Here is a 24204-nt window from a genome sequence, read left to right as displayed (position 1 = left end):
GGAGACAAAAAAATGGAGGCAATTAAAAAGTTAAATTTAAAAGGACATTTATTGACAGCGATTTCATATTTGATTCCAATCGTATGCGGTGCCGGATTCCTAATTGCAATCGGCATGGCATTTGGCGGAACAAGTCAAGGAACACTTGTACAAGGCGAGTTTTCGATTTGGGATGCGTTAGCGACGATGGGTGGCGCTGGTTTAGGATTATTACCAGTTGTGATCGCTACTGGGATTTCTTATTCCATTGCAGCTAAACCAGGGATCGCACCAGGTTTCATTATTGGTTTAACAGCAAATGCAATTGGTGCTGGTTTTATCGGTGGGATTTTAGGTGGTTACTTAGCAGGGTATCTGGTTTTAGGTATTTTAAAACATGTCAAAGTACCAAAATGGGCAAAAGGATTGATGCCAACATTGATTATTCCATTTATTGCTTCAATTGTTGGTGGCTTGGTCATGGTGTATATCATTGGCGCGCCAATCGCAGCATTAACGCTATTATTAACGAATTTCTTAGATGGATTAGGCAATTCTTCCTTATTGATTTTTGGTGGTGTGATCGGCTTATTAAGTGGGATCGACTACGGTGGTCCAATCAACAAAACCGTATTTGCCTTTGTTTTGACGATGCAAGCGGAAGGGTTGAATGGCCCAATCACCGCATTGCAATTGGTGAATACAGCCACACCGATCGGTTTTGGGTTAGCTTATTTTATCGCAAAAATGTTCCGCAAGAATATCTATACAAAAGTGGAAGTAGAAACACTGAAATCAGCCGTACCAATGGGTGTCATCAATATCGTTGAAGGTGTGATTCCTTTAGTTATGAACGATATCGTACGTGGCGTAGTCGCAACAGCTATCGGTGGATTTGCTGGTGGTGCAACAACGATGATCTTAGGTGCGGATGCAACGGTTCCTTTCGGTGGTGTCTTGATGATCCCAACGATGTCTCGACCATGGGCAGGTGTGATCGCAATCTTAGTGAACGTCTTAGTAACAGCCGTCGTTTTAGCTGTGATCAAAAAGAACGTGCCGGAAGAAGAAATGGATTTAGTAGTAGAGAAAGAGGAAGAAGATATCAGTTTAGATGATATTCAGATTTTTTAAAATAAGTGCGTAAAAAAGAGGGGCAAAATCGATGAAATTTTTTCTAGATACAGCAGATGTAACAGCAATCAAAAAAATCAATGCGCTAGGTTTAGTCGATGGGGTGACAACTAATCCGACGATCATTGCCAAAGAAGGACGCGTGTTTGAAGAAGTTATCAAAGAAGTCTGTTCGATCGTTGACGGACCTGTCTCAGCAGAAGTGACTAGTTTGGAAGCAGACGGTATGGTCGCAGAAGCGAAAGAAATCGTCCAATGGGCGGAAAACATTGTGATCAAGATCCCTATGACAGAAGAAGGATTGAAAGCGACGAACGAATTATCTAAATTGGGGATCAAGACCAATGTCACATTGATTTTCTCTGTGGCACAAGGGTTGCTAGCAGCAAAAGCAGGTGCGACATTTATTTCACCATTTTTAGGTCGATTAGATGATACCGGAACAAGCGGGATCGAGCTTGTCGCAAAACTACGTGAAGTACTAGATACTTACGGGTTCTCTACAGAAATCATTGCAGCAAGTGTCCGTAATTCGGAACATGTGGAAAAAGCGAGTTTAGTTGGCGCACATATTGCCACTGTACCGCCATCATTGTACCAAACGTTGTGGAGCCATCCATTGACAGATAAAGGGATTGCTCAATTCATGGCGGACTGGGAAAGCTTTCAAGGAGGGAACAAATAAATGGGAAAAGTGGAATTTTCACCTTCATTGATGACGATGGACTTAGATAAGTTCAAAGAACAAATCGAATTTTTAAATGATCATGTCGATTCTTACCATATCGATATCATGGATGGTCATTATGTACCAAATATCACATTATCTCCATGGTTCATTGATGAGGTACGTAAAATCAGTAATCTACCAATGTCTGCGCACTTAATGGTTAAAGACCAAAGTTTTTGGGTGAATCAATTAATCGAGCAAAAGTGTGAATGGATCTGTATGCACGCCGAATTATTAGATGGTTTAGCCTTTCGTTTGATCGATCAAATCCATGATGCAGGGTTAAAAGCTGGCGTCGTTTTGAACCCAGAAACACCGATCGAAGCCATCTTCCCATACATCGAATTGGTCGATAAAATCACGATCATGACGATCGATCCAGGATTTGCTGGACAACGGTTTATTGAAAGTACACTGGATAAAATCGTTGCTTTACGCGAACTCCGCGAAGAAAAAGGGTATAATTATGTGATTGAAATGGACGGCTCTTCTAACCGTAAATCCTTCAAACGAATCGATGCAGCAGGACCAGATATTTATATCGTTGGTCGTAGTGGCTTGTTTGGTTTAGATGAAAAAATCGAAAAGTCATGGGAAATCATGAAAACCGATTATGAAGAAATGACTGGGAAAACGATCGGGTAAAAGAAGGTCGTGAGAAAAGCGCATTGACCTGAGCAGTAAGATGGGAAATCAGAAAATAGCTTTCTATATTTTTTGATTTTTCAGCTTAATGTTGAAGGTCAGCTTTTTGAACACCATTTATCTAGGTCGTGAGAAAGTCGGTCACCATCGAGTAATAAGACAGGAAAATCGAGAATGCCTCATTCATTTTTGATTCTTCTGTCTTATTTTCAAAGTGAAATTTAAGGAATGGACATTATTTTATAGAAATGAACAAGGAGGAATTATATTGTTTGATAAAGTAGATCAGCTTGGTGTGAATACGATCCGTACATTGAGTGTTGATGCAGTACAAAAAGCAAATTCAGGACATCCGGGGTTACCAATGGGTGCCGCGCCAATGGCTTATGCCCTTTGGACGAAACACTTGAAAGTGAATCCGAAAACTTCTAAAAACTGGGCAGACCGTGACCGTTTTGTCTTATCTGCGGGACATGGTTCAGCGATGTTGTACAGCTTGTTGCACTTAGCAGGGTACCAAGTGACGATTGATGACTTGAAACAATTCCGTCAATGGGATTCAAAAACACCGGGACACCCTGAGGTCAACCATACGGACGGCGTCGAAGCAACGACTGGTCCTTTAGGTCAAGGGATCGCGATGGCTGTGGGGATGGCAATGGCAGAAGCGCATCTAGCAGCGACCTACAACAAAGACCAATTCAACGTCGTTGACCATTATACCTATGCGTTATGTGGCGATGGCGACTTGATGGAAGGCGTGTCTCAAGAAGCAAGTTCGATGGCTGGTCATATGAAACTTGGTAAATTGATCGTTTTATACGATTCAAACGATATTTCTTTAGATGGACCAACCTCAAAAGCCTTCACTGAAAATGTTGGCGTACGGTATGAAGCTTACGGTTGGCAACATCTCTTGGTCAAAGACGGCAATGATTTAGAAGCCATCTCAAAAGCAATTGAAGAAGCGAAAGCCGAAACAGACAAACCGACATTGATCGAAGTGAAAACGGTCATCGGATTTGGTGCACCAAACCAAGGAACTTCTGCGGTCCACGGCGCACCACTTGGCTTAGAAGGCATTCAAAAAGCCAAAGAGATCTATGGTTGGGAATACCCTGACTTTACCGTACCAGAAGAAGTGGCGGAACGCTTCCGTCAAACGATGGTTGAAGAAGGCGAAAAAGCTGAAAATGCTTGGCGTGAGATGTTCGCAGCATACAAAGCAGCGTATCCAGAATTAGCGCAACAATTCGAAGATGCCTTTGCTGGAAAATTACCAGAGAATTGGGATGCAGAGCTTCCAACATACGACGAAGGTGAAAGCCAAGCCAGTCGTGTCTCAAGTAAAGAGATGATCCAAGCATTATCAAAAGCGATCCCAAGTTTCTGGGGTGGTTCTGCCGATCTATCCGGATCAAACAATACGATGGTCACAGCAGACAAAGACTTCACGCCTGAACACTATGAAGGCCGCAACATTTGGTTTGGTGTTCGTGAGTTTGCGATGGCATCAGCGATGAACGGGATCCAATTGCATGGCGGTACCAGGATCTATGGGGGAACATTCTTTGTCTTTGTGGATTACTTGCGACCAGCTGTGCGTTTAGCAGCGATCCAAAACACGCCAGTCATTTATGTCTTGACCCATGACTCTGTAGCAGTTGGTGAAGATGGCCCGACGCATGAGCCAGTGGAACAATTGGCTTCGGTTAGAAGTATGCCAGGTGTCCATGTCTTACGTCCGGCGGACGGGAACGAAACTCGTGCGGCATGGAAAGTAGCGATGGAATCCACAGATACACCAACGATCTTAGTCTTGAGTCGTCAAAATCTACCAGTTCTTCCAACAACGAAAGAAGTGGCAGATGATATGGTTAAAAAAGGTGCCTATGTCTTGTCTCCGGCTAAAGGGGAACAACCAGAAGGAATCTTGATCGCGACAGGTTCAGAAGTGGATCTAGCTGTTAAAGCGCAAAAAGTATTGGCGGAACAAGGAAAAGATGTCTCAGTGGTTTCTATGCCAAGTTTTGATTTGTTTGAACAACAATCCGCGGAATATCAAGAAAGTGTCTTGCCAAAAGCAGTGACGAAACGTGTTTCTATCGAAATGGCTGCTTCATTTGGCTGGGAGCGCTATACAGGGACAGCAGGGGCAATCATTGCGATTGATCGTTTCGGCGCGAGCGCACCTGGGGAAACGATCATCCAAAATTATCAGTTTACAGTGGAACATGTTGTTGAAGTGTTTGATCAATTGTAGAAGGTATTTTTGTTCTTTTACTATTTAAAATTTCAAGTTAAAGATACGAGTACTTTATTTAGATAAAATCTGCCAAACTGGAATTCAATGATTTCCGGTTTGGCAGATTTTTTTATTGATTCATGATTATTTTAATTTCAGGTGTTTGATTTCTAAAAAGTGTTGGAGATTTAAGACCAATCCTCCTAGAAGTGTCGCTTTTTCGTTCAAGGAACTGTTGCGGACGACTAATTGATTCGAAAAATGATTGTGCAGATTCCCTTTTAATTGTTCGATCATATCAGGTATTTCGCGATAAAGTGAGCTATTCAAAATAATGATCGATGGGTCATAATGGGCGATCAAGTTGTTGATACCGATCGTCAAGTAGTTGATATTTTCCTCCACGACCTGTAATGCATCACGATCTTGGTTTTGAACATATTCTCGAAGGATGATGGCATTGACATAGTCCAACTTTTTTTTCTGAGCAAATCGATCGTAGCAGACTTTGTTGGCAGCGTACATTTCCAAACAACCTCGGTTGCCACAGCGACATTCCTTACCGTCCATCACGATGATCTGATGACCGATTTCACCAGCAAAACCATGTGCACCAACCTCTAAATTCCCATTTTTGACGATTCCTGCACCAATGCCGCTATGCATATTGATACTGACAAGATTTTCCGAATCTGAGGTAAAGCTATACTCACCTAAAGCTGCAAGATTTGCTTCATTTTCTAAATAGACAGGATAGTTTCTCAGTTTTTCAGCTATTTTACGAAAAGGAATGTGATCGAAATTGTAATGAGGGCCAAAAATTGGCTCACCATGGTAGACAGGGCCATGCACGGCAATTGCTACTCCAATAATCCCATATTCTGTCGTCGGAAGATGTTGTTCAAATAACGTGAAGATTTCTGAAAGATATAGATGGATGGCTTCCTCATCTAATGTGATTGGCTTTTTTTGGATATGTTGGATCTCTTCCCCATCTAGATAAGTAAGGAGACCATGGATGTAATTATAGCCGATGTCAATGGAAATAGAGAGCCCAGCTTTTCCGTTATATTGAAGAATGATCGGTTTACGTCCACCGACATTACTAGATTCTCCAATGCCGGTCTCGATGACTAGTTGATCATCGATCAATTTTTTCACAATGGAGGACACAGTTGCTTTGGTTAGTCCAGTTATGGCTGAAAGCTCGGCACGAGAAAGAGCTGGTTGATTCATAATCAATTCTAAACAGAGAGACTCATTTGGGCTCCGTCGAGTATACGTTGGATTTTTCAAAGTAAATCACTTCCTATTCATTATGTAATGAGGATACGTTCTAAAGTATACTGGTAATCTCATTATTTTTCTAGTTATTTATCTATAGCTATTTCGTTTTGTAAAGTAAATAAATTAACTTCATTCGAATATAAATGCTTTGATAATAATAAAAAAATAACTTGACTATAATTATGAAAGCGTATACTATATGCTTGTTAAGTTAGTTTGTTAGATGAACTAACTAATAAAGAATGAATAAATTAGGAGGAATATGATATGAGCTATTTTCCACAAATAGAAAAAATCCAATATGAAGGAACAACGACAACCAATCCCTTTGCTTTTCGCCATTTCAATCCAGAAGAGGTAGTTGCCGGTCAAACGATGAAGGAGCATTTACGATTTGCTGTTGCTTACTGGCATACCATGACACAAGATGGCAGTGATCCATTCGGCTCACCAGTCAATCAAAGAACGTGGCTAGGTGCGACTGAAATGGAAACCGCAAAAAATCGAGTAGCGGCCTTTTTTGAGATTTTAGAAAAATTAGGTGTCGAATATTTTTGTTTCCATGATGTCGATATCGCGCCTGAAGGGAATAGTTTAGAAGAATTCTATGCAAACTTAGATGAAATCACAGATTTGATCAAGGAACAGATGGAGCGTACGGGAATCAAACTACTTTGGAATACTGCAAATATGTTCAGCCACCCACGCTACGTGAATGGGGCAGCTTCAACGAATCATGCGGATGTCTTTGCCTATGCTGCTGCTCAAGTCAAAAAAGGCTTAGACATATCAAAAAAACTCAACGGTCAAAATTATGTATTCTGGGGTGGTCGTGAAGGGTATGAAACGTTGTTGAATACGGATATGGCGTTTGAACAAGATAATATTGCACGTTTGTTCAAAATGGCGATCGCGTATAGTGAAAAAATCGGTCATACGCCACAATTCTTGATTGAACCAAAACCAATGGAGCCAAGTAAACATCAATATGATTTTGATGCCGCAACGGCTTTACAATTTATTCAAAAATATGGTTTACAAGAGAAATTCAAACTGAATCTAGAGGCCAATCATGCTACGTTAGCTGGGCATACGTTTGAACATGAGATCGAAGTAGCACGGATCAACAACGCGTTAGGTTCCCTAGATGCGAATCAAGGAGATGTGTTGCTTGGTTGGGATACTGATGAGTTCCCAACGAACGTCTATGATGTCACATTGGCCATGTATGGTGTCTTAGAAAATGGCGGTATCGCACCAGGAGGAATCAATTTTGATTCGAAAGTCCGTCGTTCCAGTTTTGCCATGGAAGATCTATTCTTAGCACATATCGCAGGGATGGATACCTTTGCTAGAGGGCTGAAGGCAGCAGCGAAATTAAAAGAGGATCGCTTCTTCGATACCTTAAAAGAGAAACGCTATGCTACGTTCCAAGAAGGCATTGGGGAATCCATTGTCAACGACAAGGAAGATTTGGAAAGTTTGACTGACTATGCATTGAAGTTGAAAGATATCGAGCTGGAATCAAGCCATATCGAATATGTCAAATCTTGTTTGAATGATTATTTAGTTTAATCCAACTTATGGAGAGTCTCATTCAGTTAGCTAAGGATAGATGTCACTGACTCCTTTGGATGGTTGAAAGGGATTCTCCTAAAAAAATAGAGTGAGGTGTACGATGAAAATTAAAAATCCAGTATTAACAGGTTTTCATGCTGATCCGTCTATTGTGCGTGTGGGAGAAACATATTACATTGCCAACTCAACGTTTGAATGGTTTCCAGGCGTTCAGATCTATGAGTCGCAGGACTTGATGAATTGGCGTTTAGTGGCACATCCATTGGCTTCTGTCGAGATGTTAGATATGAAGGGCAATGAAGATTCAGGAGGGATTTGGGCGCCCGATCTCTCTTATGCGGATGGGAAATTTTGGTTAGTTTATACCGATGTCAAAGTGGTCAATGGAGCGTTCAAAGATTGTACAAATTATTTGACTACCGCAGAAGAGATCACTGGTCCATGGAGTCAACCGATCCGGTTGAACGGTGTCGGCTTCGATGCTTCTCTTTTCCATGATGACGATGGCCGCAAATACCTAGTTCAAATGGAATGGGATCATCGCGAATACCATCATCCATTTAATGGGATCAAATGCACCGAATATTCAGTAGAAGAGCAACGTCTACTGCCGGAAACAGGTAAGATCATTTGGAAAGGTACTGACGTGAAATTAGTGGAAGGCCCACATCTGTATAAGTTATTTGGTTATTATTATTTGTTTTGTGCAGAAGGTGGTACCGTCTATACGCACCAAGAAGTAGTGGCACGGTCAAAAACTTTAGAAGAAGCTTTTGAAAGCCAAGCAGAGACCTTTTTAACTGCCTATGACTCTCCAGAAAATCCACTGCAAAAATGCGGGCATGGTGCATTAGTCGATACACCAGAAGGCGAATGGTATTTTGCCCATTTGACTGGTCGACCGTGGCATCACAAAAATGAATCCATCCATGATCCTCGTGGCTGGTGTACATTAGGCAGAGAAACAGCGATCCAAAAAGTGACATGGTCTAAAGAATTGTGGCCAGAAATTGTTGGTGGAAAACAAGGGAGCATGGAGGTGGAAGCACCTAAAGGAGTGACACCTCACCCTTATGAAAAACTGCCAGAAAGGACTAACTTCGAACAAAGCGAACTGCCACCACAATTTCAAACAGTACGTGTTCCTTTTACGAAGGACATCGGCATCTTGAAAGATGGAAAGCTGACATTACGAGGTGCCGGAAGTTTAGCCAATACACATGGAAACTCCCTAGTTGCTAGACGTTGGCAAGCATTTGAGTTTGAAGCAGAAACTGCATTGAGCTATTCGCCAACGACCTTCCAGCAAATGGCAGGGCTGACGAATTATTACAATTCGCAACATTGGTCAATGATCCAAGTGACTTGGCATGAAGAAAAAGGTCGTGTCATTGAACTCACTGAGAATAATCAAGGCGTATTCAAAAGTTATTTGCAGGAACAGGTCATTCCAATTCCAGAGGATGTAACAGTTGTTTATTTCAAAACGATCGTCAGAAGAGAAACTTACACATATGCTTATTCGTTTGACGGAAAAACATGGATCGAATTAGCGATCCAGTTAGACGCAAAAGTACTATCCGATGAATATGTCAACCAAACCCATGGTGGATTTTTTACGGGTGCGTTTGTGGGAATGGTCAACATCGATTACTCAGGATATGATTTGCCAGCTGTTTTTGATTATTTTGATTATCGGGAAAAGCAAAGTGAATAGGACAGTGTGGTCGCTTCAGGAGTAAGAGGGGAGATCTTTTATGGAAAAAGAACGTTTATTTTCAATGTCTAATATTGAAAAAAGTTTTGGCCCTGTCCACGTCTTGAAAAAAGCAAGACTTGAGATAAATAAAGGCGAGATCCATGCTTTTATGGGAGAAAACGGAGCCGGTAAGTCTACTTTAATGAACATTCTTGCGGGATTGATTGATAAGGACGAAGGAGAAATCATATTTGAAGGGAAAGAAATCCCTAAAATGACTCCTGACTTCGCACAAGAATTAGGGATTGCCTTTGTTCATCAAGAATTGAATCTAGCAGAAGATTTGTCTGTGGCAGAAAATATTTTTATTGGTCGTTTGCCCTATAAGAATAAGGCGCTAGGAATTGTTGACTTCAAAAAATTATATGAAGACACGCAACAATGGCTGAATCTAGTGGGATCTGCGATTTCTCCTACTACACTGGTTGCTTCGCTGTCTACTGCCAATAAACAATTAGTTGAAATTGCCAGAGCGCTTAGTTTGAATGCTAAAGTGATCATTTTTGATGAGCCGACGACTTCTTTGTCTGAAAAAGATGTCGAAGTTTTGTTTATTATCATTCGCAGATTGAAGGAAAAAGGTGTATCAAGTATTTACATCTCTCATCGGATGAAAGAGATCTTTGAATTAGGTGAACGAATCACGATCATGCGCGACGGAGAATATATCTTGACCGATGAAGTGAAAAACTTGTCTGAAGAAGCGATCATCGCTCGCTTAGTTGGGCGAGAAATCAACGATCTGTATCCGAAACAACCTACCCAATTAGGAGAAACTTACTTACAAGTTTTGAATCTTTCTGATTCTTTTGGGCGGGTGAAAAATGTTAGCTTCCAGGCAAGACGAGGGGAAGTATTGGGCTTTGCGGGGTTAGTAGGAAGTGGTCGAACCGAAACGATGCGATTGATTTTCGGTGCAGATCGAGCAAAATCTGGTGAAATCAAATTGGCGAACCAGCCGGTAGTGATCAAGTCACCGGTGGATGCGATTCGTCAAGGAATTGGACTACTAACGGAAGACCGTAAACATCAAGGCTTGTTTCTTGGTCTCTCGATCCAAGACAATATCACGATAACGAATCTAGGTGGATTTGTATTAAAACATGAATCACTTAATCAAACGGCTCATCAGTTTGTACAAGACGTGAAGATCAAGATCAGCGATATTGCGCGTCCAGTTGCCAGTCTCTCTGGTGGGAATCAGCAAAAAGTCGTTTTAGCAAAATGGTTGAATACCACAAATCAAGTATATATTTTTGATGAACCGACAAAAGGTATTGATGTGGGGGCAAAATCAGAAATCTATACGATCATCAATGAGTTGGCACGCCAAGGGAAAACGATTTTGATCGTCTCTTCAGAAATCCCTGAATTATTAGGGATCTGCGATCGAATCCATGTTTTTCGTGAAGGTGAGATTACAGGAGAAGTCGTCGTCGCTGAGTATCAGGGCAGAAAAGATGAGGCGCAAGAATTGATTATGACCTATGCTACGCTTAATGAGCATTAACGATTCTTCAGTTAGAGGATATGTAAACAAAGGAGAGAACGATGGAAAAACGAAACAAGTTAACGATCAAGTCACTTTTTATGAACTACTCTGTTTATTTAGTGTTAATTGCTTTAGTCCTATATTTTTCAATTGCAAATGCGAATTTTTTAAGCACATTCAATATTGAAAATTTCTTCCAACAAATTCCACCGGTAGGCATTTTAACTGTTGCTTATGCGATGATTTTGATTTGCGGCTATGTGGATCTATCAATTGGTTATGTCGGAATGGCATCAGGAATGCTCGGTTTATATGCGGCAAATCAAGGAATGCCTGCGCCAGTCGTTGTGCTTCTAGCATTATTGACAGGGGCAATGTTAGGCGCGGTGAACGCTTTGTTGATCAAGAAATTTGATTTGCCTTCGTTTATTTTAACGTTAGGAACAAGTTATGTCATCAAAGGGATGCTCGGCTTTTTCACGGACGAACAATTTATCGGTTCCGAAAACGAGTGGTTCAATCGGTTAGCGAAAACGCCGATCGGTACGGATATGTTCAAAAGCAATGCCTTGATTTTTTTAATTATCATTATTGTATTTGCTTTTATAATGAAAAATACGCGTCTAGGAAGATATACCTATGTGGTAGGGTCAAATCAAGAAGCAGCCAGATTATCCGGTATCGATACGGATAAACATATCATCAAGATGTTTATGATTGAAGGAATGTTAGCAGCCATTGCTGGTTTGTTAATTGTTTCAAATTTAAATGGTGGCGCTTCCAAAGATGCGAATGGCTTAGACTTGTTCGCAATGGCGGCAGCTATCATGGGTGGTACATCATTTAGCGGTGGCATCGGCACGATTGGTGGAGCGGTAGCAGGTATCTTAACCTTACAAGTATTTAAAAATGGCTTGACATTGATGGGGGTAAATTCATTTTTACAAGATACAGTGACCGGTCTAGTCATTATTTTAGCAATCATCATTGATTATTTGAAACGTCGAGCAAGTCGTCAGTCATAATTACAACCTAAGGAGTGAAAAGACCATGTTAAAAAAATCATTTTGGGTCATCAGTATGTTCGTTGCGTTATTATTAGTTGGTACAGGATGTAGTACGAGTGATTCTGCGGATGCAGATAGTGAAAAGACCTTGTATTTCATTCCAATCGTAGACACCGGAGCTTATTGGAACCCCATGAAAAAAGGAGCAGAAGATGCGGCACAAGAATTGGGCTATACATTGGTCACGAAAACATCTCCTTCTGCTGAACCAAGTAAGAAAGAGAAACATATCGGCTTTATCAGAGAAGCAGTTGCCAAAAACGTAGCAGGAATCGCCATTGCACCGATTGAGAAAAAAGCGTTTGTTGATCCAATCAAAGCAGCCATGGATAAAAATATTCCAGTCATCACCTTTGATGCCGATTTAGAAAATCCAGAAGATCGGACAGCTTACGTCGGTACAGACAATATCTCAGCTGGAAAAGAATTAGGGTTACGTGCTGCTGAAGAAATGAAGGCAAAAGGCATTACCGGCGGTTCGATCGCAATCGTTTGTGTGGACGTCGCACAACCAACTATGATCGATCGTGAAAAAGGACTGAAAGAAGGTTTTGCAGAGATCTATGGAAAAGATGCTGAGAACTTTAAGTTTTTAGCGACGATTCAAGACAATGATCAACCATCAGAATCTAAAAAACAATTAGAAGGCTACATTGCGGCGAATAGAGACTTAGTCACTGTCTTTTCATTAGGTTCAGAAGGGCCGAATGTTGGTGTGATGAGTGCGTTAGAATCTCAAGGAAAAGCAGGACAAGTGCTTCATTATGGATTTGATTATACGGACACTTGGTTAAGCGGAGTAGCGGACGAACGAATCACAGCGATTGTTGACCAAGATGCGTACCAAATCGGTTATCAAGTGATCGAGAATTTAGTGAAAGCAATCGACGGTGAAACAATTGACGCAACGATTCCGATCGATGTCAACTATGTGTTAGCGGAAGAGTTAGAAGAGTATGGAAAAGAAAAAAGTAAAGTGAAAACAGACTCAGTAGAAGATTCTTCGGTAGAAAGTACAGAAGAAACAGAATAAAAAGCGTATGTAATCAGTGGAAAGGAACAGGCGGTGTCTTGATGGAACGGACTGTTTCTTTCGCTTGTTTTTGTCGGAAAGGGGAACGATTCATGTATGTATTAGGTTTAGATCTAGGAACAAGTGCCTTGAAGGGCCTAGTGTTTGATCGAAAAGGAAAGTTAGTGGCAGAAGCAGTTGCTTCTTACCCTATGAGCAATCCGCAGATGGGGTATAGCGAGCAACAACCGGCGGATTGGCTCAAAGCAGCAGATCAAATATTGAAAGAATTATTAGAGGAAGTGACTGATCTTAAAGAGGAATTGGCAGGCATCAGTTTTTCTGGACAGATGCACAGCTTAGTTCTTTTGGATGAAGCAGATCAAGTTGTAAGACCAGCTATTTTATGGAATGATGTTCGTACGACAGCACAATGTCAACGAATCACTGAAATAATGGGGGATAAGTTGTTACAGCACACGAAAAACAAAGCCTTAGAAGGATTTACACTACCGAAAATCTTATGGGTTCAAGAACACGAACCAGCGAGTTGGGAAAAGGTTAAACACATACAATTACCGAAAGATTATTTGCGTTTCTGGTTGACCGGTTCGTATCATATGGACGATTCAGATGCGGCTGGAACACTACTGCTGAATCAAGAAACGAAGCAGTGGGACGAAGAAATCTTAGAAGTATTTGGGATCGACTCAGCCATCTTACCTTCTTTAGTGGCTTCTACTGAAGTGGTGGGGACATTGAGAGAGGAATTAAAAGAAAGATACGGCTTTACCAAGCCAGTCAAAGTAATCGCAGGCGGTGCCGACAATGCCTGTGGCGCTGTTGGCGCTGGTATTTTAGAAGAAGGTCTGGGACTATGTTCCATCGGTACAAGCGGAGTATTCCTACGATACGAAAAGAATGTGGACAGAGACTATCAAGGAAAGCTTCATCTCTTCCAACATGCCTCAGGCGCCGCGTATTCCATGGGTGTGACCTTAGCAGCTGGCGACAGCTTGAGTTGGTTCAAACAGCGCTTTGCTCCTGATCGTTCATTCAGCGAGTTGCTATCAGAAATCGGAAGCGTTGATGCAGGCAGTAATGGCTTATTGTTCACTCCTTATATCGTAGGGGAACGGACGCCTTACAGTGATAGCCAAATCAGAGGAAGCTTTATTGGGATAGATACGCAACACGAGTTGAAACATTTTACCCGTAGCGTGCTAGAAGGGATCACCTTCTCTCTAAAGGACTCCCAAGAGATCATGGAAGAGATGACACAACAAAAAATCGAAACAATCGTATCAGTCGGTGGCGGCGCAAAAAATCAGACGTGGCTCCAAATGCAAGCGGACATTTTCAATCGACCAATCGTTACTTTAACCACCGAACAAGGACCTGGGCTTGGTGCCGCTATGTTAGCAGCAGTAGGCTGTGGCTGGTTTACTGATTTGAACGAATGTGCAAGTGTTTTTGTTTCCTACCAATCCCCTGTGCAACCGAACCCGCAGCAAGTGGAAGTTTACCAAAAGGTGTATGCGCGTTATCGTAAAGTATACGAATGTACAAAGGAAATTTGTCACATGTATGAAAAATAATAAACGAGTACCTAAGTGAAAGGAGTGTGTTCCTAGTGAAAAAAATGATCACGTTGTTAGGCGATTCTTACCATCCGCATGATCCGTTAGCCAACTATTTTCAGGGGATCTCTAAGCACTTCCCACAAGAACTAAAGATGACTGATCGGACGATCGAGCAACTAACCAAAGCATTACATGAGCAACCTGATTTATTCCTCCTTTCAAAGGAAAATCGGTTAGCACCCGAAACAAATGACGCTTTTTGGTTAAATGAAACATATGATCAGTTGATCACCGAGTATGTAGCGAGTGGCGGAAGCCTGATTGCCTATCATTCAGGACTTTCTAGCTACCCGATCCACTCTGCTTTTAGTGAGATGTTGCGGGGGCGCTTCCTTCATCATCCCAAACCTACAGAAGTAACCTATCGAGAACCAAACGGTAAGTCTTACAAAATATGGGACGAACACTATTTCACTGAAGTAGCTATAGGAGAAACGGAAGTTCTGATGCACAGCTATTCTCACTATGGTGAATCAATCGCCGCTTGGCGACATCTGTATGGCAAAGGTAAAGTTTTTTGTATGACTCCTGCACATTTTTCAGAAGGATTGCAACATGAAGGAAATCAAAAGGTACTTTTCGATGGAATCAGTTGGTGTCTAGAATCAACATGAATACGGCGAAAAAGAAGGATAGTTTTTTTATAACTCCATTTATGTTTCCAATCAGTGCTATACTTAAAGTATTCAATAGATTGGAGAAAATTTATGAGTCAAACAGAATTTATCATGCTCCTGATCGTCGGCATCATTGGAATCTTAATTGTCTTAGAAATCAATTCGCGAAAAAAATTAAGAGCAGATGTCCGTTACAAATGGGGGAAGCTTCCCTATCAAGTACGATTTGATAAGGAGGAGAGCTTAAAAGAAGCTTGGCAGACAGAAAAAAAGTTTCGCACGTGGGACAGTGAAGTCGATGACTTGACTTGGTATGACCTAGATATGTTTGAAGTATTCGAAACGGTCAATCATACGTATTCAAGTGTGGGTTCAGAAGCGCTTTATCAGCGACTGCGTAATTTTGATTTTGGACAAGATCAGCGTCTAGAAAAGTTGATTACTTTCTACCAAGAAAATCCTAAGTTGAGAGAAGAAATCCAATATCAATTTGCACGACTTGGAAAAAAAGACCGGAATTTTGCCAAACAATACTTAGCAGATGGCAAAAGCAAAAGAATTGGTCATATTGGGCTATTTGCCTTTTTAGGCATGTTACCACTCATTGGTTTAGGCTTGTTTTTACTTGGACAAGTGATCGGCATTTATATCACGATCATTAGTGTGTTATTCAATACGGTTTATTACTTGATAAAAAAGCAAACGCTCGAAACAGAACTCAATAGTATGGGCTATCTTGTTTCTACGATTTCTGCGGCGAAAAAAATAGCCACGTTTGCCACACCGTTACAAGCAGAGTTACAAAAAAATGTTCAGCCTTTAAAAGAAATCCCAAAGTTCGGTTTTTCATTTCGAGTGAAAAATGGCTCAGAAGCGGAGTTGTTTTTTGACTACTTGAATATGATGTTCATGTTACCATTTATTTCATATCATTTTGTCATTAGTCGATTGGAAAAGAAAACGGAACAAGCGATCGAATTATGGCAATTACTCGGAGAGTTAGAAGTAGCTGCGGCAGTGTTGAATTATCGCACTTACATGCCCTATTCTTGTCAACCAGTCTTTGCAGAAGGCGGGATCATGGCAGAGGATACGTATCATCCTCTGATTGCAGAGGCAGTCGTCAATCCAATCGATTGGCAACAGAACACATTGGTCACTGGCTCGAATGCTTCAGGAAAATCGACGTACGTCAAAAGTATTGCCATCAACTGTATCTTAGCGCAAACGATCCAAACTACTTTAGCCGAATCTTTCACGATCCAACCCGGTCATGTCTTGACCTCGATGGCGATCGAAGATAATTTATTTGAAGGCGATAGTTACTTTGTTTCAGAAATCAAATCGATCAAGCGCTTATTACAGCAAGTGGAAACCAAAGAACGTTGCTATTGCTTTGTCGATGAGATCTTGAAAGGGACAAACACCATTGAACGGATCGCGTCTTCGGCAGCTATCGTGAATTGGTTGAGCGACTACCCTTCTTTAGCCTTTGTCGCAACACACGATATCGAACTGACTGAGATCTTGAAAAAAGATTGTGCCAATGTCCATTTTGAAGAGCAAGTAACTCCTGAAAAAGGAATCAGCTTTGACTTTAAATTAAAACAAGGGCCTGCAAAGACAAGAAATGCCATCGCCTTGTTAGATGTGTTGAAGTATCCTACAGCAATCGTGAAAGAGGCTCAAGCAGAAGCTGCCTTTTTTGATCAACATCGTCAATGGCGGGTAGTGGAGTAAGAAATAAGCCCAAACTGAAAGTATTTAGTTAAAAACCATCATTGATAGTGAAAACCACAGAGACGACAGAATTATTTTCTGGAAGGACTTGTGGTTTTTTCATTTTCATCTTATTGCATGGAGCTTAACGGCTTTCTCACAACCTAGATAAACGGTGTTCGAAAGCCAACTCCTTCAATAGTAAGTCAAAAATTGAAAAAATATGAGAAACTATTTTCTCAATTTCCGCCTTACTATTCGGAGCTTAACGGCTTTCTCACAACCTCTTTACATGCTAAAATAGTAAATCAGACAAAATAAGGAGAGTTAGTAAAAAATGACATATGCTCTTGAGATAAATGAGTTAAGAAAAATATATGGGACAGGTGTGGAAGCACTCCGAGGCATCGATCTGACGGTTGAAGAAGGCGATTTTTATGCACTACTGGGACCAAATGGCGCAGGGAAATCAACAACGATCGGGATTATCACTTCATTAGTGAATAAGACATCGGGAAAAGTGAAAGTATTTGGCTATGATCTGGATACAGATTTAGTACGAGCAAAACAACAAATCGGCTTAGTGCCCCAAGAATTCAATTTCAATCCGTTTGAAACGGTGCAACAAATCGTCGTGAATCAGGCGGGTTACTATGGTGTATCCCGTAATGAAGCATTGAAACGTAGTGAAAAATACCTTAAACAATCTAATTTGTGGGAGAAACGCAATGTTCGTGCGCGGATGCTTTCAGGTGGGATGAAACGACGATTGATGATTGCCCGTGCATTGATGCACGAACCCAAATTATTGATTCTAGATGAACCCACAGCGGGTGTCGATATTGAATTAAGACGAGAAATGTGGGAATTTCTACGTGAATTGAATAACGCAGGAACAACGATCATTTTGACGACTCATTATTTGGAAGAAGCAGAAATGCTTTGTCGAAATATTGGAATCATCCAATCGGGTGAACTGATTGAGAATACCTCTATGAAAGCCTTGCTTTCCAAATTACAATTTGAAACGTTTATCTTTGACTTAGCACCTTATGATAAAAAGCCAGAGATCATTGGCTATACAAGTATCTTAGAAGATGAACGCACACTTGCGGTTGAAGTGGAGCGTGATCAAGGAGTGAATGGGATCTTTGAACAGTTAAGTGCGCAAGGGATCAAAGTCCTGTCTATGCGCAATAAATCCAATCGCTTAGAAGAACTTTTCTTGAAAATTACGGAAGAAACTTATCATATGGAGGCAACGAAGAAAAATGTTTAATCTTTATTTTACTGCATTAAAAAGTTTAGCAATCAAAGAAACCAATCGCTATATGCGTATCTGGGTACAAACGCTAGTACCACCAGTGATCACTACGTCTTTGTATTTTATCATCTTTGGGAAAATGATCGGAGGCCGAATCGGTGATATGGGTGGTTTCTCCTACATGGAATTTATTGTTCCAGGATTGATCATGATGTCCGCCATCACAAGCTCTTATTCAAATGTTTCTTCTTCGTTCTTTTCACAAAAATTCCAAAAGAATATCGAAGAGATTTTAGTTGCCCCTGTCCCAACACATGTCATCATCTGGGGATTTGTGATCGGTGGGTTGGGACGGAGTGTCTTGGTCGGTGCATTAGTCACAATGATTTCTCTATTTTTTGTACCATTACATGTCTATTCATGGACGATCGTTGTATTAACACTATTGATGACCGCTATCTTATTCTCGCTTGCTGGTTTGATCAATGGGATTTTCGCCCAATCTTATGATGATGTGTCCATTGTACCAACGTTTGTGTTACAACCTTTGACTTATCTTGGCGGGGTGTTTTATTCAATTTCGATGTTGCCACCGATTTGGCAAGCCATCTCGAAAGTAAATCCAATTGTTTATATGATCTCAAGTTTCCGTTATGGTTTCTTAGGCACCACAGATGTGCCAATCGTCATTTCGATTGCGATCCTTGTACTGTTCATCGTAGTGCTGTATTCAACGTGTTGGTACTTGATCAATAAAGGTAGAGGGTTAAGAAGCTAAACGAACGAGGTAAGCCAACTCCTTGAATAGTAAGGCGAAAATTGAAAAAATATGAAAAGCTATTTTACAATTTTCTATCTTACTGTTCAGGTCAAAACGCTTTTTTCACAACCTATGATAAACGGTGTTCAAGGAGCAACACTTCGGACATAAGCCAGAAAAATCAAAAATGAAACAACCATTTTCGATTTTCCTGTCTTATGCCTTAGTGCTGATCGCTCCTTTCACAACCTCTACTTTGCTTCTTTTTCTTTTTCCTTGTATAATGGCAACAATGTTTTTGATGGAACTTTGTATATAGCGAAATGGAGTGTACTTGATGAAGAATAATTTTTGGGCTGAACTACCTACGCCCTTTTTTGTATTAGCACCGATGGAAGATGTGACAGATGTGGTTTTTCGCCATGTTGTCCAAAAAGCCGGCGCGCCGGATGTGTATTTCACCGAATTTACTAATTCAGATAGTTTTTGTCATCCAGATGGCAAAGAGAGTGTTAAAGGACGTTTGACATTTACTGAAGATGAACAGCCGATGGTGGCACATATCTGGGGGGATAAACCGGAATTTTTCAGAGAGATGAGTATTCAACTAGCTGACATGGGTTTTAAAGGAATAGACCTCAATATGGGTTGTCCGGTACCGAATGTGGCAGAGCGTGGAAAAGGTAGTGGTTTGATCCTACGACCTGAAGTTGCTGCAGAATTGATCGAAGCTGCAAAAGCTGGAGGTTTACCTGTAAGTGTAAAAACACGTATTGGGTACACAGAGCAAGCTGAAATGGTTGATTGGATCAGTCATTTACTAAAGCAAGATATCGCGAATCTTTCTGTTCATTTGCGAACACGCAAAGAAATGAGTAAAGTTGCGGCACATTGGGAACTGATTCCTGAAGTCGTTGCCTTGCGTGATCAAATTGCCCCACAAACGAAGTTGACGATCAATGGTGACATCCCTGACCGCCAAACAGGGCTTGAATTAGCGGAAAAATATGGTGTAGATGGCATCATGATCGGCCGAGGTATTTTTAAAAATCCATTTGCCTTTGAAAAAGAACCAAGAGAGCATTCAGCAGAAGAACTTATTGACTTACTGCGCTTACAACTAGATTTACAAGACCATTATGCACAAGAGATCCCACGTTCGATCACAGGCTTACATCGTTTCTTCAAAATCTACGTCAAAGGATTTCCAGGAGCCAACGATTTACGTGTGCAATTGATGAACACGAAATCTACGGATGAAGTTCGTGCACGATTAGATGAATTTCAACATAAAACTGAATAAACAGTTGAGGTTGTGATAAAAGTAATCAACCAAAAAAGCTGTGACATCTAAAAATATGAAAATATTTTCGGATGTCATAGCTTTTTTAATGAATTGGCTTTTGAAGGCTGTTTATTCGGGGTTAGCTGACAATGGCTATCTAGATCGTATATTTCACGCGTAAATAATACTGAGTGAAAAATGATAAAAAATAAATTAAAAACAAAGAAAAATGAAGAAAATTTAATGTAACATATGTTATTTGAGCGTTTTATTTTATGATATAACAAATTTAATGATATCCTAAAATTTATCAGATGATAAAAATTTATAGAACAAGAATTGAGTAGGTGGATGTCATGAAAAAAGTCATTGTAACAGGTGCAGGAGTTGCGGGATTAAGTGCAGCTGTACGCTTGCAAAAATTAGGCTATGAAGTAACATTGTACGAAAAAGAAAGTGGTCCTGGTGGTAAGATGAACCAAATCAAAAAAGATGGGTTCACGTTTGATGTGGGGCCAACGATCGTGATGATGCCTGAAATCTATCGCGAAGTATTTGAATTTTGTGGGAAAGATCCGGATGACTACATTCCGATGGAAAAAGTCGATCCTATGTTGAAGCTCTATTTCAATAAAGAAGAACCAATCGAATTTTCAAATGATCTTATCGAATTGACCAAAACGCTCGAAGCGATTTCCCAAGAAGATGCACAAGGCTATTATGCGTTTCTAGCGGATATCTACAAGCGTTATAACATAGCCAAAGAAGCATTTATTACTAAATCCTTTCGTGGTTTTTGGGATTTCTATAACCCTAAATCACTATGGGCAGGGATTCGTCTAAGAACCTTTAGTGATGCGTATTCATCGATTGCTAAATTTGTCAAAGATGAACGGTTGCGAAAATCATTGGCGTTCCAAACCTTATACATCGGTGTTTCCCCATACCAAGGTCCGTCGTTATATACGATCATCCCCATGATCGAACTCTTCTACGGAGTTCATTTTATTAAGGGAGGTATGTATACTTTAGCAACCTCACTAGCTAATTTATTAGAAGAATTAGGTGGAACGATCCATTACAATACACCCGTTGATGAATTGATCATTGAAGATAAAGTGGCAAAAGGTGTTCGAATCGGACAGGAACGAATAGAAGCAGATGCGGTCGTTTGTGGTGCTGATTTCCCTTATGCAATGAAAGAGTTGATTCCTGATGAAAAGAATCGTGGGAAATATACGGATAAGAAAATCGATAAGATGGAATACTCTTGTTCTTGTTTCTTACTATACTTAGGTCTAGATAAAAAATATCCGGGGGACTATCTCCACAGCATCTACTTCGCAGATGACTTCAAACGAAATGTGGATGATTTATTTGAAGATGGTCGTTTACCGGAAGATCCATCCTTTTATTTATACCGACCTACGATCATGGATGAATCATTAGCCCCAGAAAACCATGAAGGCTTATATGTATTAGTACCAGTTCCAGAACTTTCAAAATATGAAGATTGGTCAGAGGCGAAAGTCCAAGAATACCGTCAAAAAGTATTGACGTTATTAAAAGAAAAGACGGACTTTACTGATATTGAAGAGCATATCGTTTCAGAAAGTTTTTATACACCAAAAGACTTTGAAAAAAACTTCAATGCCTATAATGGTGCAACATTTGGGTTGAAACCAACCTTAAAACAAAGTAACTATTATCGACCTCACAATAAATTTGCTTCTGCTGAGAATCTTTATTTCTGTGGTAGCAGTACACATCCCGGAGCTGGTGTACCAATCGTGATGCAAAGTGCTAAGCTTGCGGTAGAGGAGTTGGTTAAAGATGACAAAAACTAATCAGGAACTGTTTGAAAAACACGCAGACGATTTTTCCTATTGTGAAACTGTGATAAAAAAATATTCAAAATCGTTTTACGCAGCGTTTTCTCAACTTCCTGAAGAAAAAGCAAAAAGTGTCTATGCCATTTATGCTTTTTGTCGCTTGGCAGATGATACCGTTGACTTAGCGCATAGTGAGGAAGAATTGTTGGCATTAAAACACCAACTAGATGCTTTCTCCATGGGTAAAATTCCTGATCAACCTATTTGGCGTGCCTTGTCGGTTGTTTTTTCCGTTTATCCCATGACCTTGTCTCCGTTCTACGACATGATCGCAGGTCAAAAGCAAGATTTAGTCTTTACACAGCCAAAAACATTTGCTGACTTAGAAGACTATTGTTACTATGTCGCAGGTAGTGTTGGCTTGATGTTGTTACCTTTATTATCTGACCAAGCAGAAAAAATCCAGTCACAGGCAAAACGACTGGGTGAAGCGATGCAACTCACAAACATTTTACGAGATATCGGTGAAGATAATAAAATGGGACGGATTTATTTACCAAAGGAAATGATGCGTGCCCATGGTGTGACTGAAGCCATGTTACAAGCAGATGAACCTGCGAAGCCGTTGATTGATCTATGGGAAGCGGTAGCCAATGAAGCAGAGAAAAAATATGAAACTTCTTTTACGATGCTGCCGTTTATTGATCGGAATTGTCAACTCGCATTAACTGCTGCCGCTATGATCTATAAAGAGCAATTAAGCGTAATCAGAGAAAATAAATATTTAATGTTAGACCGTAAAAACTATGTCAGTCAGATAAGAAAAATCCAGCTACTAAGAAAAGCAAAAAAATATGTAGAAACCCTACTTAATAGCCCACAACAATCAACATTATAATTGGTATGATAGCATTGATAATCTGATGCATCATCAAAAGGAATGAGCACTCGCAGAAGGTACCGTTGCGAGCGCTCATTCTTTTTTATAATATGACATGTTGAACGGAAAATATATTGTTTATTCCCTTATTATCACATTTATAAATAACATCAATATTTTTTTGTTACATTTTTTTTATTTGTTATTAAAGTCTTTATATTTTAAAAACGGTAGTTATTATAAATAAATGTAATATTCAAACAAGAATGATGGTAAGATTATAATAAACGGGGATTTTTAGCTTTATCAAATTTCAATCATAGAAGCTCTTTCTAAGAATCATTGAGTTCAAATTTCAGTGAAAGAGGTCAGGAGTGAAAAAATGGAAGTATGGGAAATCGTTGAATTTGTCAGAAAGCAAAAAGGAATAACGATCGCAGAACTTTGCGGAGAGGAAGCCAGTCGTTCGGTTTATAAACGTTTTATTCAAAATAAAGCAGATACGACAGTCAGTAAGTTAACTTATTTTTTAAAAAAACTAAATTTGGACTACGATGAATTGCAGTTATTTAATTTTCCAAATGATTTATCCGAGGTTAATCGATTGATGCAAGAAGCGGTAGTCGCTTTTGAAAAAAAAGATAGTTTAGAGTTACATAGTATTATCATGTTGTATGAAACAGAAGAACCTAGTACCCAAAGAGAACGCCATCTTATCAGTCTTTGTCGCTTGATGATCGCTCAATTAAAAGAGGAAAAAATCGATGTGCTATCTTCAGAGGTTTATCAGTATTTAATGAAGGCGCAAACATGGACTCGCTACGAAATTTTTTTGTTTACTAACTGTATGTATGCGTTCCATCCTAAATTTATTGATTTGATTTTAGAAAAGTCGTTTCTTAGTTTGGCGGTCTATGAAGAAAACCGTAGTGGACAAAGTGAAACGTTTCGCATGTTGGCGAATGGTCTCATTCTATTTATTAAAAATCAGGATCTCCGCCTGGTTTGGAAATATGGGGCGAAGTTAGAGGAGTATTTCCTTGAAGAAGAACTATACTATGAGCGGAACTTGCAACTGTTTTTGCAAGGCGTCTGGTATATGATCAAAGGAAATGAAAAAGGAAAGTCTCATGTGAAAAACGCATTAGCAGTCAGTTGCTACTTGGATTCAAAGCAACAATATCAAAAGAAATATGAATTATTACGCTTCGTGGAGCAGGCGTACCAAGTTGATTTTGAACTCAAGAATGAGTTTCCCCCCCACTAGTAATTGAAT

19 protein-coding genes are annotated in these 24204 nt (G+C 40.2%); 18 read left to right on the top strand and 1 reads right to left on the bottom strand.

The genetic code is table 11. The features are described 5' to 3' along the window. The first annotated feature begins 12 nt into the window (after window positions 1-12). The 4 genes from IGJ00_RS14825 to tkt all read left to right on the top strand — a co-directional run bounded on the left by IGJ00_RS14825 (window position 13) and on the right by tkt (window position 4751). The gene (locus tag IGJ00_RS14825; RefSeq protein WP_010734015.1) at window positions 13-1113 is read left to right on the top strand and encodes a PTS fructose transporter subunit IIC; all 1101 of its coding nucleotides are present in this window, start codon (window positions 13-15) and stop codon (window positions 1111-1113) included. Between the two features lie 31 nt (window positions 1114-1144). Next, complete coding sequence (gene fsa / locus IGJ00_RS14820; RefSeq protein WP_142433083.1) at window positions 1145-1798, top strand: fructose-6-phosphate aldolase; 654 nt, start codon at window positions 1145-1147, stop codon at window positions 1796-1798. Next, window positions 1799-2488 carry a D-allulose 6-phosphate 3-epimerase gene (gene alsE / locus IGJ00_RS14815; RefSeq protein WP_074800902.1) on the top strand — a complete coding sequence of 230 codons (690 nt, stop codon included), beginning with the start codon at window positions 1799-1801 and terminating at the stop codon, window positions 2486-2488. Window positions 2489-2756: 268 nt separating this feature from the next. Further along, window positions 2757-4751, top strand: coding sequence for a transketolase (gene tkt, locus IGJ00_RS14810; protein WP_142433082.1), 1995 nt, complete (start codon window positions 2757-2759; stop codon window positions 4749-4751). A gap of 126 nt (window positions 4752-4877) precedes the next feature. Here tkt and IGJ00_RS14805 read toward each other — a convergent pair whose 3' ends face one another. Beyond that, on the bottom strand, window positions 4878-6029 hold the full coding sequence (locus tag IGJ00_RS14805; protein ID WP_086335471.1) for an ROK family transcriptional regulator: 1152 nt from the start codon (window positions 6027-6029) through the stop codon (window positions 4878-4880). A 258-nt stretch (window positions 6030-6287) separates the two neighbouring features. On the opposite strand from IGJ00_RS14805, the gene xylA reads away from it, so the two are divergent. The 14 genes from xylA to IGJ00_RS14735 all read left to right on the top strand — a co-directional run bounded on the left by xylA (window position 6288) and on the right by IGJ00_RS14735 (window position 24195). Then, window positions 6288-7595, top strand: coding sequence for a xylose isomerase (gene xylA / locus IGJ00_RS14800; protein WP_104776019.1), 1308 nt, complete (start codon window positions 6288-6290; stop codon window positions 7593-7595). Between the two features lie 103 nt (window positions 7596-7698). Further along, complete coding sequence (locus tag IGJ00_RS14795; RefSeq protein ID WP_074801494.1) at window positions 7699-9315, top strand: glycoside hydrolase family 43 protein; 1617 nt, start codon at window positions 7699-7701, stop codon at window positions 9313-9315. 40 nt (window positions 9316-9355) lie between these two features. Then, window positions 9356-10867, top strand: a complete 1512-nt coding sequence (locus IGJ00_RS14790) for a sugar ABC transporter ATP-binding protein (RefSeq protein ID WP_071866497.1) — start codon at window positions 9356-9358, stop codon at window positions 10865-10867. Between the two features lie 41 nt (window positions 10868-10908). Next, the gene (locus IGJ00_RS14785; protein ID WP_023520548.1) at window positions 10909-11874 is read left to right on the top strand and encodes an ABC transporter permease; all 966 of its coding nucleotides are present in this window, start codon (window positions 10909-10911) and stop codon (window positions 11872-11874) included. 25 nt (window positions 11875-11899) lie between these two features. Beyond that, window positions 11900-12949, top strand: coding sequence for a sugar ABC transporter substrate-binding protein (locus IGJ00_RS14780; RefSeq protein WP_438844564.1), 1050 nt, complete (start codon window positions 11900-11902; stop codon window positions 12947-12949). A 41-nt stretch (window positions 12950-12990) separates the two neighbouring features. After that, window positions 12991-14526 carry a xylulokinase gene (gene xylB / locus IGJ00_RS14775; RefSeq protein WP_438844563.1) on the top strand — a complete coding sequence of 512 codons (1536 nt, stop codon included), beginning with the start codon at window positions 12991-12993 and terminating at the stop codon, window positions 14524-14526. Window positions 14527-14570: 44 nt separating this feature from the next. Beyond that, complete coding sequence (locus IGJ00_RS14770; protein ID WP_256209303.1) at window positions 14571-15185, top strand: ThuA domain-containing protein; 615 nt, start codon at window positions 14571-14573, stop codon at window positions 15183-15185. 93 nt (window positions 15186-15278) lie between these two features. Continuing rightward, complete coding sequence (locus tag IGJ00_RS14765; protein WP_142433081.1) at window positions 15279-16928, top strand: MutS-related protein; 1650 nt, start codon at window positions 15279-15281, stop codon at window positions 16926-16928. Between the two features lie 316 nt (window positions 16929-17244). Continuing rightward, a complete protein-coding gene (locus tag IGJ00_RS14760; RefSeq protein WP_034688663.1) occupies window positions 17245-18186 on the top strand; it encodes an ABC transporter ATP-binding protein in 942 nt (313 codons plus the stop codon). Then, the gene (locus tag IGJ00_RS14755) at window positions 18179-18949 is read left to right on the top strand and encodes an ABC transporter permease (RefSeq protein WP_071866502.1); all 771 of its coding nucleotides are present in this window, start codon (window positions 18179-18181) and stop codon (window positions 18947-18949) included. Before IGJ00_RS14760 ends, IGJ00_RS14755 begins: the two co-directional genes overlap by 8 nt. Before the next feature lie 319 nt (window positions 18950-19268). Beyond that, complete coding sequence (locus IGJ00_RS14750; protein ID WP_086335475.1) at window positions 19269-20234, top strand: tRNA dihydrouridine synthase; 966 nt, start codon at window positions 19269-19271, stop codon at window positions 20232-20234. A gap of 338 nt (window positions 20235-20572) precedes the next feature. Continuing rightward, on the top strand, window positions 20573-22063 hold the full coding sequence (locus tag IGJ00_RS14745) for a phytoene desaturase family protein (RefSeq protein WP_074801476.1): 1491 nt from the start codon (window positions 20573-20575) through the stop codon (window positions 22061-22063). Further along, a complete protein-coding gene (locus tag IGJ00_RS14740; protein ID WP_142433080.1) occupies window positions 22050-22946 on the top strand; it encodes a phytoene/squalene synthase family protein in 897 nt (298 codons plus the stop codon). The genes IGJ00_RS14745 and IGJ00_RS14740 overlap by 14 nt, the downstream gene beginning before the upstream one ends. 364 nt (window positions 22947-23310) lie before the next feature. Next, window positions 23311-24195 carry an Rgg/GadR/MutR family transcriptional regulator gene (locus IGJ00_RS14735; RefSeq protein WP_115358384.1) on the top strand — a complete coding sequence of 295 codons (885 nt, stop codon included), beginning with the start codon at window positions 23311-23313 and terminating at the stop codon, window positions 24193-24195. Window positions 24196-24204: the final 9 nt, after the last annotated feature.

It is taken from the genome of Enterococcus sp. AZ062, assembly GCF_051715065.1.
GTDB lineage: Bacteria > Bacillota > Bacilli > Lactobacillales > Enterococcaceae > Enterococcus_B > Enterococcus_B mundtii.
The sequence above is the reverse complement of the archived record's forward strand: the minus strand, read 5'-3'. Positions and strand labels throughout refer to the sequence as shown.

Coding starts and splice junctions, on each gene's coding strand:
- IGJ00_RS14770 (WP_256209303.1), top strand. CDS start 14,571: ATGATCACGTTGTTAGGCGATTCTTACCATCCGCATGATCCGTTAGCC.
- alsE (WP_074800902.1), top strand. CDS start 1,799: ATGGGAAAAGTGGAATTTTCACCTTCATTGATGACGATGGACTTAGAT.
- IGJ00_RS14750 (WP_086335475.1), top strand. CDS start 19,269: ATGAAGAATAATTTTTGGGCTGAACTACCTACGCCCTTTTTTGTATTA.
- IGJ00_RS14790 (WP_071866497.1), top strand. CDS start 9,356: ATGGAAAAAGAACGTTTATTTTCAATGTCTAATATTGAAAAAAGTTTT.
- xylA (WP_104776019.1), top strand. CDS start 6,288: ATGAGCTATTTTCCACAAATAGAAAAAATCCAATATGAAGGAACAACG.
- IGJ00_RS14740 (WP_142433080.1), top strand. CDS start 22,050: ATGACAAAAACTAATCAGGAACTGTTTGAAAAACACGCAGACGATTTT.
- IGJ00_RS14825 (WP_010734015.1), top strand. CDS start 13: ATGGAGGCAATTAAAAAGTTAAATTTAAAAGGACATTTATTGACAGCG.
- IGJ00_RS14765 (WP_142433081.1), top strand. CDS start 15,279: ATGAGTCAAACAGAATTTATCATGCTCCTGATCGTCGGCATCATTGGA.
- fsa (WP_142433083.1), top strand. CDS start 1,145: ATGAAATTTTTTCTAGATACAGCAGATGTAACAGCAATCAAAAAAATC.
- IGJ00_RS14795 (WP_074801494.1), top strand. CDS start 7,699: ATGAAAATTAAAAATCCAGTATTAACAGGTTTTCATGCTGATCCGTCT.
- IGJ00_RS14745 (WP_074801476.1), top strand. CDS start 20,573: ATGAAAAAAGTCATTGTAACAGGTGCAGGAGTTGCGGGATTAAGTGCA.
- IGJ00_RS14755 (WP_071866502.1), top strand. CDS start 18,179: ATGTTTAATCTTTATTTTACTGCATTAAAAAGTTTAGCAATCAAAGAA.
- xylB (WP_438844563.1), top strand. CDS start 12,991: ATGGAACGGACTGTTTCTTTCGCTTGTTTTTGTCGGAAAGGGGAACGA.
- IGJ00_RS14735 (WP_115358384.1), top strand. CDS start 23,311: ATGGAAGTATGGGAAATCGTTGAATTTGTCAGAAAGCAAAAAGGAATA.
- IGJ00_RS14780 (WP_438844564.1), top strand. CDS start 11,900: ATGTTAAAAAAATCATTTTGGGTCATCAGTATGTTCGTTGCGTTATTA.
- IGJ00_RS14785 (WP_023520548.1), top strand. CDS start 10,909: ATGGAAAAACGAAACAAGTTAACGATCAAGTCACTTTTTATGAACTAC.
- IGJ00_RS14760 (WP_034688663.1), top strand. CDS start 17,245: ATGACATATGCTCTTGAGATAAATGAGTTAAGAAAAATATATGGGACA.